This window comes from Thermostichus sp. OS-CIW-30 (genome assembly GCF_054060215.1).
On record NZ_JBSSCZ010000031.1, the window covers coordinates 1 to 11,245 of the forward strand.

Annotated in this window: 9 protein-coding genes; 7 read left to right on the top strand and 2 right to left on the bottom strand. The window is 59.2% G+C overall.

Features of this window, described 5'->3' with window-relative positions; translation table 11 throughout:
• Window positions 1–185 precede the first annotated feature (185 nt).
• On the top strand, window positions 186–1,340 hold the full coding sequence (locus ACVWZF_RS12350; protein ID WP_457388773.1) for an AI-2E family transporter: 1,155 nt from the start codon (window positions 186–188) through the stop codon (window positions 1,338–1,340).
• 268 nt (window positions 1,341–1,608) lie between these two features.
• On the opposite strand, the gene ACVWZF_RS12355 is transcribed toward ACVWZF_RS12350, so the two are convergent.
• Window positions 1,609–3,027, bottom strand: a complete 1,419-nt coding sequence (locus tag ACVWZF_RS12355) for a hypothetical protein (RefSeq protein ID WP_457411587.1) — start codon at window positions 3,025–3,027, stop codon at window positions 1,609–1,611.
• Between the two features lie 225 nt (window positions 3,028–3,252).
• Between ACVWZF_RS12355 and ccsB the strand changes: the two genes are divergently transcribed.
• The 5 genes from ccsB (at window position 3,253) to ACVWZF_RS12380 (ending at window position 9,749) form a co-directional block, all read left to right on the top strand.
• Complete coding sequence (ccsB, locus tag ACVWZF_RS12360) at window positions 3,253–4,305, top strand: c-type cytochrome biogenesis protein CcsB (protein ID WP_011431756.1); 1,053 nt, start codon at window positions 3,253–3,255, stop codon at window positions 4,303–4,305.
• Window positions 4,306–4,389: 84 nt separating this feature from the next.
• Window positions 4,390–4,773 (top strand): lipopolysaccharide assembly protein LapA domain-containing protein, encoded by a 384-nt coding sequence (locus ACVWZF_RS12365; RefSeq protein ID WP_414384315.1) that lies wholly within the window; start codon window positions 4,390–4,392, stop codon window positions 4,771–4,773.
• A 76-nt stretch (window positions 4,774–4,849) separates the two neighbouring features.
• On the top strand, window positions 4,850–6,523 hold the full coding sequence (tig, locus tag ACVWZF_RS12370) for a trigger factor (RefSeq protein ID WP_457411589.1): 1,674 nt from the start codon (window positions 4,850–4,852) through the stop codon (window positions 6,521–6,523).
• 165 nt (window positions 6,524–6,688) lie between these two features.
• Window positions 6,689–8,188 carry a S41 family peptidase gene (locus ACVWZF_RS12375; protein WP_457411591.1) on the top strand — a complete coding sequence of 500 codons (1,500 nt, stop codon included), beginning with the start codon at window positions 6,689–6,691 and terminating at the stop codon, window positions 8,186–8,188.
• 211 nt (window positions 8,189–8,399) lie between these two features.
• Entirely contained in the window at window positions 8,400–9,749 is a 1,350-nt protein-coding gene (locus tag ACVWZF_RS12380) for an adenylosuccinate synthase (RefSeq protein ID WP_011431751.1), read from the top strand.
• A gap of 278 nt (window positions 9,750–10,027) precedes the next feature.
• Here ACVWZF_RS12380 and ACVWZF_RS12385 read toward each other — a convergent pair whose 3' ends face one another.
• On the bottom strand, window positions 10,028–10,627 hold the full coding sequence (locus ACVWZF_RS12385; protein ID WP_457411592.1) for a pseudouridine synthase: 600 nt from the start codon (window positions 10,625–10,627) through the stop codon (window positions 10,028–10,030).
• A gap of 147 nt (window positions 10,628–10,774) precedes the next feature.
• Here ACVWZF_RS12385 and ACVWZF_RS12390 point away from each other — a divergent pair, with 147 nt between their 5' ends.
• Window positions 10,775–11,188 carry a hypothetical protein gene (locus tag ACVWZF_RS12390; RefSeq protein WP_011431749.1) on the top strand — a complete coding sequence of 138 codons (414 nt, stop codon included), beginning with the start codon at window positions 10,775–10,777 and terminating at the stop codon, window positions 11,186–11,188.
• Window positions 11,189–11,245 lie beyond the last annotated feature (57 nt).

Consider the following 11,245-nt stretch of genomic DNA (forward strand, 5'->3'; position numbering starts at 1 on the left):
CTTGGCTCATAAGTTCATTGTACTTCATCAAAGCGCATTCCTCCCGACACCGACCCTACGGGTACAGTGCGGGGCTCCTGCGATTTCTAGCTGAAGGGACAGGATCGCGCATCCAGGGTTCTCGAATAGCGATGGGACTTGTCGGGATCCCATCTAGAATAGGCGACAACCGGGCGAGAGAGGAGGTGAGCTGGCGGGTGACCTTCGCCCAGTGGCTGGGGCTAGGGGCGCTGTTGGGCCTGCTAGTTCTGCTTTGGCAGATCCGGCAGATCCTGCTGTTGGTGTTCGCGGCCATTGTGTTGGCAGTAGCATTGGATACCTTGGCCCAGATCCCACAGCGCTACGGCTTTCGGCGTGGCCCCTCAATTGTCATCACCAGTTTGACGGTTTTGGTGGCCGCGATCTTGGTGGGGCTAATCGTGGTGCCCCCCCTGGCGGAGCAGTTGCGGCGGCTGTTTACCGATGGGGTGCCCGCCGGGATCGTTCAGGCCCAGCGACTGTTCGAGAGCTTGATCCTCTCTTTGCCGACGGATATTGAGCTGCCGACGCTGCGGGAATTGGCCAATAGCTTGGTGCCCCAGGCCACCGAGTTGGTGCGACAGGTGCGCGACTTTTTCTCCGAGTCCTTCACTGCCTTTTTTGGCACCCTGCTCAACCTATTGTTTGTAATCATCCTCACCATCTTGTTGTTGGCGGATCCCCAAGCCTACAGCCGCGCTTTTGTCTCGGTTTTCCCGGCCTTTTACCGTCCCCGCATTCGCTACATCCTCAAGCGCTGTGAGCTGGCGCTGCGAGGGTGGCTGATGGGGATCCTGTTTACCAGCACCTTGGTGATGCTGCTGAGTGGGATCGGGCTGTGGATTTTGGGGGTGCCCCTGATCTTGGCCAATGCGGTGCTGGCGGGATTGTTCAACTTCATCCCCAACATCGGCCCAACCCTGAGCGTGGTGGCCCCCATGCTGGTAGCCCTCACGGATGCCCCTTGGAAGTCCTTGGCGGTGCTGGGACTGTATATCCTGATCCAGCAGTTGGAAAGCAGCGTCTTCACCCCGATCGTCATGTCCCGACAGGTGTCGCTCCTGCCCGCCCTAACCCTAGTAGCTCAAGTTACTTCAGCCTTTTTCTTTGGGGTGCTGGGCCTGTTCCTGGCCGTGCCTTTGGCGGCAATCCTGCAGGTGTGGATTCAGGAGGTGCTAATTCGGGATGTCCTGGATCCCTGGCAGGGATCCCGATTGCGGCCCTTGCTCAGGTTGGAAAGTGGAGAGAATGGGATCCAGAGCTCCACCCAGGCGGAAAACCAGGATCCCATTCCGCGACCGCAATCGGTGCGAGAAGGTTGAGGGGGCAATGCTCCTGACTTGGCTCAACCCCATCAGCTTAGCCACACGACCGGCCCTTCCATTGGGCAGGAATCGACGTTCTCCCCACGGCTAGAGCCGGGGGATTCTTTCCCGTCGCTCCACGCTCCTCGCGCTTGACCGGTGTGAGAACGCGACAACTGGCAACTGCGCACCCAGGCAGAGCGGCATCGGGGAAACAGTGAGGCCCACGGCCCGCTGTGCGAAGGGCATTCTATCAACTTTCTATCAACTCAAGGACTCCGTCCCGCTATTGCTCACCTGGCAAGGTTGGACTGTGGAGTCCCGGCGGGAAAAGCCGCAACCCCTGCTGTCGCACCCGCCGCTCCTGGAAGGGAATGGGGGTCACGCGCGGCAAAGGCGTAGCCACAGGCTGGGGAGTTGAAGTGGGCACAGCTTGCGGAGAGGGCTCTGGGCTGGGCTCAGGCGTAAGCTCAGGTTCGGGAGTGGCTACTACGGGCGGTGGCGTTGGAACAGCCGGGATCCCCTCTGGTGTCGGACGGGGGCGGCCCAGTTGAAAGCGCGGCTGGCGACGAGGTACAGGTGTGGGCGTCGCCTCTGGCGTTGGCGTTGAGGTGGGAGTTGGCTCCGGCGTTGGACTTGGTGTTGGAGTCGGGGTGGGCGTCAGTGTTGGGGTGGGTGTGGGTTCTGGAGTCGGGGTGGGCGTCAGTGTTGGGGTGGGTGTGGGTTCTGGAGTCGGGGTGGGCGTCAGCGTTGGGGTGGGCGTGGGTTCTGGAGTCGGTGTAGGTGTGGGGGTCGGACTTGGTGTTGGAGTCGGGGTGGGCGTCAGCGTTGGGGTGGGCGTGGGTTCCGGAGTCGGCGTGGGTGTGGGCTGCGGCTGCACAATGGCGAGGGCCTCTTCGGCTTTTAGCTCCCCCCGAACCAGCTTGGAGAGGGTATCTTGGCCGCCAGGGGTGTAGGTGATCTCGCGGGCGGCGCTGTTGAACACATTGCGGATGGGATCCCCTTTGCTGTCCACCAGTTCCAGCACCATCACATTGCGACCGGGCCTGAAGCCCTTCAGATAAAAAGACTCCCAGCGATCCAGCAGGCCAGATTGGCCGTTGAGGGTGTAGCGGATCCGCCAGTCCCGTGGCAAGTCACTCAACAGGCTCTCCCGCACCGGGGCATTGGCCAGCCAGAAATCCACCAAGATTGGCTCGGCCCCGTAGCTGCCTGTGGGGCGGTTGTAGGTGAGCAGGGGCAGTTGCGGCTGTGGCACGTACTCGGGGGTGGGAGCTAGCACGTGGAAGCTAACCTGGGCATAGGCTTCAGAGTTTTTGAAGCTCTCGTGCCAGGGTTTGCCGGCAAACACCCGCAGAGTATGGGATCCCGGCTCCAAATCCTTGAAAACGAGGGGAGCATCGGCATCGTAATGGGCGATGTAGGGCCGGTTGTCCAGCACCACGTGCAGATGAGGGCCGAGACCCAATTGCGGATCTTGGAAAAGCGGATACCCTTGCACCGCGAAGCGAACGGTTACCTGCCGCTCTGGCAACACCTCACCTGGCTTGGGGCTGAGGATCTGAACTTGCGGGCGACAATACTGCAAATGGGCATCCAGCTTGGCAATCTCCGGGGGAACCGGCACGCGCTCTAGCTGGGGAAGCTGTTCCTGCGGGGGTTTAGGCGGGGATCCCCCACAAGAGGCCAAAACGAGGGCGGTCAACAGACAGATCCACCATCTCAACAACCCCCACCTTCTCAACCTGGCATTTCCCGCGTGTTCTTGCATGAGCCTTACATCCCAATGCTCTTTGTATCCTGCCGAGCCGCAGACAAGCCATCCCCACATTACCAGCATGTGTCCTTTGGGGAAGATCCCTTCCCCCGCCCTAGAATGGGATCAACTGGCCTGGCTCAAGCCGGGTCGGAGACACTTTTGAGGTCGTGTATGGCTCTGTTGGCGATAACAGCTCTTGCGGGCATGGATCTGGCCCAGTGGCAAGCTCTGCTCAACAACGTGGCGTTTGCCATTTCTCTGGGGGCCATGCTGTTCTACTGGGGTGGGGCAGCTTTTCCCCAGATGCAGCTTTTGGCCGAATTGGGCCTAGCGGGGATGATCGGGGCAAACTTGACGATGGCCGCCCTGTTGACGGCCCGCTGGATCGATGCAGGCTACTTCCCCTTGAGTAATCTGTACGAGTCTTTGTTTTTCCTGGCCTGGGGGATCACCGCTTTGCACCTGCTGGCCCTCCACTGGAGCCGCAGCCGCTGGGTGGGGGTCATGACTGCCCCAGTTGTAACCGGGATCGTAGCCTTTGCTGCCTTGGTGCTGCCGGAAGATATGCAGGTGGCCCAGCCCCTCGTGCCGGCTTTGCAATCCAACTGGCTGATGATGCACGTGACTGTGATGTTGCTGGCCTACGCGGCGCTGCTGGTGGGATCCCTTCTCTCCATCAGCTTTCTCATCGTCACTCGCGGTCAGGAAGTGCATCTCAAGGGCAACTCCCTCGGCCTGCAATTTCGCCCTCCCCAACCCCAAACCCATCCCGAATGGGCGGAAGCCACCCTGCCTTCCCCGGCTTCAGAACTGGCCTATGCCGGCCTCCGCTCCCCCCGTCCTGCCCCCTCGTCGGCTGAACTCCCCCCCCAACCGGCCCCCGAAGGGATCCCCTGGCAACGGCTGAGCCTGGCAGAAATCTTGGACAACACCAGCTACCGGCTGATCGGGCTGGGGTTCCCCCTGCTCACCATCGGCATTATTGCCGGCGCCGTTTGGGCCAACGAAGCCTGGGGTACCTACTGGAGCTGGGATCCGAAAGAAACCTGGGCCTTGATTACCTGGTTGGTCTTTGCCGCCTATTTGCATGCCCGCATCACCAAAGGCTGGCAAGGCAGACGCCCCGCCCTCTTGGCCAGCTTGGGTTTTGGAGTGGTTTGGGTATGTTATCTGGGGGTGAACTTTCTGGGCAAAGGCTTACACAGTTATGGCTGGTTTTTCTGAGGGAATTTTTCTCAAAAACCGGCCCGAGTTTATGGGTATTCTGGTGCTGGCAAGCCGTAGTGGATCCCTTCGAGGAGAAAAACGATGCGACTGTTCAACTACCTGATCTTGTTTTCAGCCCTCCTGGCCATTGCCCTCTTTGCCATGCAAAACGCCACCCCGGTCACGGTTACTTTTGCCCCTGGCGTCAGCATCGAAAGCCCTCTGGTGATGGAACTTCTGGCTGCTGCTGGGATTGGGGCCGCCCTCGCCTGGCTGTATAGCCTCTGGATGCGCGTACAGTTCAGCATCGAAGCCCGGGAAAAAAATCGGCAACTGCAGGAGAAGGAGGTCACCATCACCGAACTCAAGGAAATGGTGGTGGAGCTGGAAGCCAAAGTGAAGCAACTGCCTCCCAGCAAGCGTGCCGAACCCCAAGAGGACATCCAGGATGTGAAAGAAGTGGCCACCGAGGGATCCCCTGCCTAAAATCCCCAGGTTGACCCACAGGCCGTTGAGGTAGAATTGAACTTCTACTTGCCCCTCTCCCTAGCTCATACTTCCTATGCAGGTTATCCAAGAAAAACGCCCTGGCAGCCGGGTTGGCCTCAAAATCGTGGTAGAAGCCGACCGGGTGAAGCGCTCCTACGAAAAAACCTTGCGTCAACTGGAGCAGAATATCCAAATTCCGGGATTCCGCAAGGGCAAGGCCCCCCGCAATCTTGTTGTGCGGCAGGTGGGCCGCGAGCGCATCCTGGCCAGTGCTGTCGATGACCTAATCAACGAGGCCATTCAACAGGCTTTCAAGGAAGCTCAGCTCACCCCCATCAGTCGGTTCGAGCTGGATGATGAGGTGGGGCAGCTCTTGGCTCAGTTCAACCCCGAAGCAGACTTCAGCTTCTCAGGATATGTTGAGGTGTACCCCGAAGCCCGCGTTGGCCAATACAAAGGGCTGACCGTTACGGCAACCCGTGTTGACGTCAAGCCTGAGCAAATTGACCAGCTCATCGACCGATGGCGGGATCAGCGGGCCACCCTCTTGCCGGTAGAAGATCGGCCTGCTCAGTTGGGGGATGTGGTGGTGATCGATTTTGCAGCCCGCGATGCAGAAGGCAATCCCCTCGACGAGATGACCACCCAGGACTTCCAGCTGGAACTCAAGGAAGACAACTTCATCCCCGGTTTTGTGGCGGGCATCGTGGGCATGCAGCTCGACGAAACCAAGGAGATCGCAGCCACCTTCCCCGACGACTACTTCAGAAAAGAGTTGGCCGGGAAAACGGTTACCTTCATCGTCTGCCTGAGGGAGATCAAGGCCAAAGAGCTGCCCGAATTGGATGATGCCTTTGTGCAAGAGATCAGCAGCTTCCAAACGGTAGCCGAGTTGCGGGAACACCTGCAAAAGCGCCTTGAACAGGATGCCCTGACACAATCTGAGGAGAACCTCGAAACCGCCATCCTCAACGCCATCCTGGAAACCACCGAGGTGGATCTGCCCGAGACCCTAGTCGAGCAGGAAACGACGCAACTGCTATCCCAAAGCCTTCACTCGCTGCAACAGCAGCAAGGGGTCACGCCAGGCGAGATCCGCAAGCTCCTGTCCCAACTGCCGCCTGAAACCCTCAACCAGTTGATGGAGCGCCACCGACCCGAAGCCATCAACCGGCTGCGGCGCACCTTGGCCCTGAGTGCCATCGTTCGGCAAGAGCAAATTGCCGTAGGTTCCACGGAGTTGGACGTGGAGGTGGAAGAGGTGATGGCGGCCTATGCCCAGCAAGGCCAAAAGCTGGATCGGGAACGAGTACGCCAAGCCGTCTATGAAGGCTTGCTGACCAACAAGGTGATGGCCTGGCTGAAGTCGCAAACTACGGTCAACTGGGTCGATGACGAGGGAAATCCAACCCAGGCACCTACTTCTTTGGCAGGCTCGGAGGAGAAGGTTGAAGTGCCAGAGGCCGAGTTTGAGGCCGATGAGCCAGAAGCAGAGGTATCCGGGATCCCTGAGGCAATTGAATCCTCATCAGAGACGGCTACGGGGGCGGAAACGGATGGAGAAGCTGCAGCTGCGGAAGCCGAGCCAGCTACAGAAAAGGCTGTAGAAGCATCCCCTGCTGAAACCGTCTCAGCCTCTGCGGCAGAGGCAACGCTCCCAGTTGAGGAGAAAGCGGCAGAGACCGCTACAGAGATCCCGGCAGCAGAAAAGCCCAAGCCGAGCAAAAAGGACAAAAAAGGCAAGTGAATGCGCTGGGGATTTTCTGGCTGAGGGCATTTCCTTCAAAAGCAAGGGGGCGCAGCCCCTAGTGTTCCAAGTCGCAAAAAATAGATATCTACCACTGCTGGCAGTGGCAAAGGGGAGCGTTTAGGGTTTATCCTATTCGCAACATCTGCAAGAGGGCAGGCTGCCATGAAGGGATTTGCGCGCGCAATTGGGGCTTGGGGGATCCTCACCCTGATCGCCGGGATCTCGCCCGGCAGCGCTGTGGGCCAATCGGCCTTGCCTCCTGTGCCCATCATGCCCTCGGATCCCCAAGGTTCGTTTCCCGATCCAGGGATCCCGGCAGCCCCTTCCCCTCCCCGTGAGCCGGTCGGGCTGGATCTCCGCCATCTGGTGGGATTGTTCATCAACGAGTCTTGGGGGGCGGGCAACCAAGCTGCCGCAGTCAGTTACAACGACCTCTACACCCGCCTGTTGGCCCGAAGCTACGGGGATCCCCGCCCCCCCATTGAGGTGGAGTACGAGTTCATTCAAGAGATCCTGCGGGAGTATGGGGATCCCGCCGATCGTTTCTGGGATCCGCAAGCTTTCAAGGACTTGCTCAACCGTCCCCGTCCTCCCGTACAAGCCCGCGGGATCGGCCCGCGCCAGGTTTACTTGGCTGTGCCGGATCTCACCCCGGCCACAGCTCAGCAGATCCGCCAAACCCTCTACACCCAAGACTACAGCCAGGGCATTGTCCTCGACCTGCGCGGCTCGGTGGGCTACGACCCCCAAGTGGTGGCCGATGTGGCGCGCCTGTTTTTGCCCCGCTCCGTCCAGCCGCTGCTGATTACCGAAGACCGATTCGGGCAGCCCACCCTCTGGAACAGCGAAAATCTGCCCATTGCCGCCGGGATCCCGTTGGCCGTTCTGGTGGATGGCAACACCCGCCAGGGGGCCACCCTCCTGGCTGCCCAGTTGGGAGCCAGCGGCAGCACCCTCATTTTGGGGCAGCCCACCCAGGGCAGCGAACGACAAACCCGCTTCTTTGCCCTTCCCTCCGGCGCGGCGGTGGAACTGGCCGTGGCCACCTGGAAAACAGGGGATGGTCGCTCTTTGGAGCGGGGTCTGGTGCCCTTGCAGACCGTGGAAGGAGATGACAATGCTTGGCTGAATGCCGGCCTGCAAGCGCTGGCCTTGCCCCCCCGGCGACCTGCCCTGCCCCCACGGCCTACAGTGCTGGTGCAAGAGGGTCGAGTCGGTCGCTTTGAGCTGGGCATGGATACCCGCAACGTGGATACCCACCTGCTGGGCAATGTCGATCAGATCCCAGCGGCCTCTGGAGCCAATGTGTTTCAGCCCAACAGCGACTTGAAGATCTTTTACCTACAAGACTACATCCTCTTCACCTACCGTCATCCGGGCATTGTGGATAGCTTTTTCGCCAACCGCATCTACACCACCCACCCGGAAGCCATGACCGGCGAAGGGATCCGCATCGGCTCCACCTATTCGGAAGTGATCGCCGTTTACGGCGGGCCCGGCGAGAACGGCTACAACGAGGTGGTACCCTATCCCAAGGGAAGCCGAGAATATCTGCGCGACGACCGCTACTACGTCAACTACGATGCCCTGGGCCTGGCCTTTGCCTTTGAGGTGGGATCCAACCAGGTCACGGCCATTGGCCTGTTCAAGCCGGGGAGCTGAAGGCGAGGGCAACTGGGGAATCTCTGTTGGCTTGCCAGAGGGTTCGGGGATCCCGCCCATCTCCACGTTGTCCCCTGCCGGAGAAAAGTTAATCGATTGTTAATCTTTTTGTCCTGATCTCTCAACATCGCCCGGAGCGATGCGGTAGATTAGTGCAGCAACCCCCGCAAAGGGGATTTTTTGTGCCATCTACGGACTGTAGGAGAAGCTCTTGGCAAACGTCGTGGTTGTCGGTGCCCAGTGGGGCGATGAAGGAAAAGGGAAGATCACCGACCTCCTCAGTGAAAAGGCCCATGTGGTCGTCCGCTATCAAGGTGGGGTGAATGCAGGGCATACCCTGGTGGTGGGGGGCCAAACCTTCAAGCTACACTTGATCCCCTCTGGCATTCTCTACCCCGACAAACGCTGCATCATCGCCAGCGGCACGGTGATCGATCCCGAGGTTCTGCTGGCCGAGATCGACCAACTGCATCAATTGGGCATTTCCACCGACAACCTGTTCATTGCCGAAACAGCCCACGTTACCCTGCCCTACCACCGGGTCATTGACATCGCAGAAGAGGAGCGGCGTGGCATTTACCGGCTGGGCACCACCGGCCGGGGCATTGGCCCCACCTATGCCGACAAGGCCGAGCGCATGGGCATTCGCGTCGTGGACTTGATGTACCCTGACCAGCTGCGGGAGCGCCTCAGTTGGGCCATTCCCTACAAAAATGTCTTGCTGGAAAAGATCTATAACTTGCCGCCCTTGGATCCCGAGCCAATTATCGAGCAATACCTGGCCTATGCCGAGCGGCTGCGCCCCTATGTTACCGACGCTGCTCTGCTTCTCACCCAAGCCATCGAAGATCGGGAGAACATCCTGTTTGAAGGGGCTCAAGGCACCCTGTTGGATCTCGACTACGGCACCTACCCCTACGTCACCTCCTCCCATCCCATTGCCGGTGGCGCTTGTATTGGCGCTGGGATCGGCCCCACCAGCATTGACCGGGTGATCGGGGTGGCCAAAGCCTACACCACCCGCGTTGGCGAAGGCCCTTTCCCCACCGAGCTCAAAGATGAGATCGGGGCGTACCTGGGGGCAACCGGTGCTGAATTTGGCACCACCACAGGGCGACAACGGCGCTGCGGCTGGTTTGACGGGGTAATTGGGCGCTACGCGGTGCGAATCAATGGCCTAGACTGCCTGGCCATCACCAAACTGGATGTGCTGGATGGCTTGGATGAGATCAAGGTGTGCGTGGCCTACGAGTACCAGGGGCGGGAAATTCGTCACTTTCCCAGCGATGCCCGGGTTTTCGCCCAGTGCAAACCCATCTACGAAACCCTGCCGGGCTGGAAATGTTCCACCAAAGATTGCCGCTCCATCCAAGACTTGCCCCCCGAAGCCCATGATTACCTGAAGTTTTTGGCACAGTTGATGCAGGTGCCGATTGCCATTGTTTCTCTGGGGGCCAGCCGCGACCAGACGATTATCGTCGAGGATCCCATCCACGGCCCCAAGCGGGCCCTTCTCTACCCCAATGGTGGCAAGCGCGCCCACGCCCTCATGCCCGACTGAGTGGGCTCAAGAACAATTGGGAACAAGGGCAATCATAGGGCAATCATTAACAATGTAGTGATCAAATGCTCAGTAATGATCAATGTGAGTTAAGTTATGGTCATTTCAGGTTAGGGTGAAACGCCTAAGCTACGGAGAAAAGCCTTCCGGCCCTGTGCGTTCAACGTCTTAGGTGTGGATGCAGTGTCCTAGTTTATAGTCATTTAAGAGGGAATAAAACTGTTCCGTTGTCTTGCTTCCCAGCTCCTCACTGCCGAGCGAATAGGAAGCGTCTTAATCTAACTTGAAATGAATCTAATGGTTTGAGAAAAACAATATTGCCGCAGTTGGGCCAGTTCTACCTCACTGAGATCTTGCCACTGGCCAGGAGCAAGCCCCGCCAGAGAGAGAGGCCCCAGTCCAACCCGAACCAACCGCAAAGTTGGGATCCCAACGGCGGCAGTCATGCGGCGCACCTGGCGATTGCGACCCTCCCGCAGCGTCAGTTCCAGCCAGGTGGTGGGGATGGAGCGGCGAAAGCGAATGGGGGGATCCCGTGGCGGCAGGGTGGGTTCCTCAGCCAAGACCTTAACCTGGGCCGGGCGCGTTTTTCGCCCTTGGATGATCAGCCCCTGTTGCAACTGTTGCAGGGCTTGGGGGGTGGGGATCCCTTCCACCTGAACCCAGTAGATGCGCTCATGGCCGAACTTGGGATCGATCAAGCGGGCATTGAGGCGACCATCATCGGTCAGCAGGAGCAGCCCTTCGCTGTCGCGATCCAGTCGCCCCACCGGATAAACCCTGGGCACCGGGATAAAAGACTGGAGGGTGGGCCGTCCCTCTCGGTCGGTGAATTGGGTGAGCACGCCATAGGGCTTGTAGAACTTGAGATAGCGCATGACACACAAAACAACAAAACTGTGAACCCAACCTTTCCAATCTTTAAGATTTGGCAGAAGGATTTGGCAGAGCGGCTTCAACGGTAAGATCAAGCCTTAAGGAGCAATATCCCTCCATCGCCAGCAGCGTTTGACGGGGCTCACCCCATGACCATAGACAACAACTTACTCTGGGTTTTGGTTGGAACAGCAGGGCTCTCTCTCCTCAGCCTGGTGTACGTGCTGGTGGATGAGGGCAACAAACGTCGCCGCTACGAACAGCAAAAGGAAAAAGAAGCTGCTCAGCCACCTGCGGTTGTTCCTGCAGAAGAAGCCGGGATCCCAGCTGCACCTCCTCCTTCTGCTCCTGAACCTGTTGCTGCTCAGCCCGCTTCAGCGCCACACACTGCTGACGGGTTCCCAGAAGCGTCGCGTAGCGATGACGAGGAGCCAGAAACCTCCCCGGAAGCGGTTCGCGCCAGCAGGACAGAGTCCTTACCCAGCCCTGAGGACTCTGCTCTCCCCAAGGAGCCGGATACAGGGCCTGACCCCGCAGAGGAAATGCCGAAAGATACCCCATAACAGTTTTTTTCGGTTCTGGGGAAGTTCTGGGGATAGATGGGATCCCCATCCCGCAAG

Bases quoted from the DNA above. Each gene is read 5' to 3' on its own strand.
- ACVWZF_RS12375 (WP_457411591.1), top strand. From the start codon at position 6,689: ATGAAGGGATTTGCGCGCGCAATTGGGGCTTGGGGGATCCTCACCCTG.
- ACVWZF_RS12390 (WP_011431749.1), top strand. From the start codon at position 10,775: ATGACCATAGACAACAACTTACTCTGGGTTTTGGTTGGAACAGCAGGG.
- ccsB (WP_011431756.1), top strand. From the start codon at position 3,253: ATGGCTCTGTTGGCGATAACAGCTCTTGCGGGCATGGATCTGGCCCAG.
- ACVWZF_RS12365 (WP_414384315.1), top strand. From the start codon at position 4,390: ATGCGACTGTTCAACTACCTGATCTTGTTTTCAGCCCTCCTGGCCATT.
- ACVWZF_RS12385 (WP_457411592.1), bottom strand. From the start codon at position 10,627: ATGCGCTATCTCAAGTTCTACAAGCCCTATGGCGTGCTCACCCAATTC.
- tig (WP_457411589.1), top strand. From the start codon at position 4,850: ATGCAGGTTATCCAAGAAAAACGCCCTGGCAGCCGGGTTGGCCTCAAA.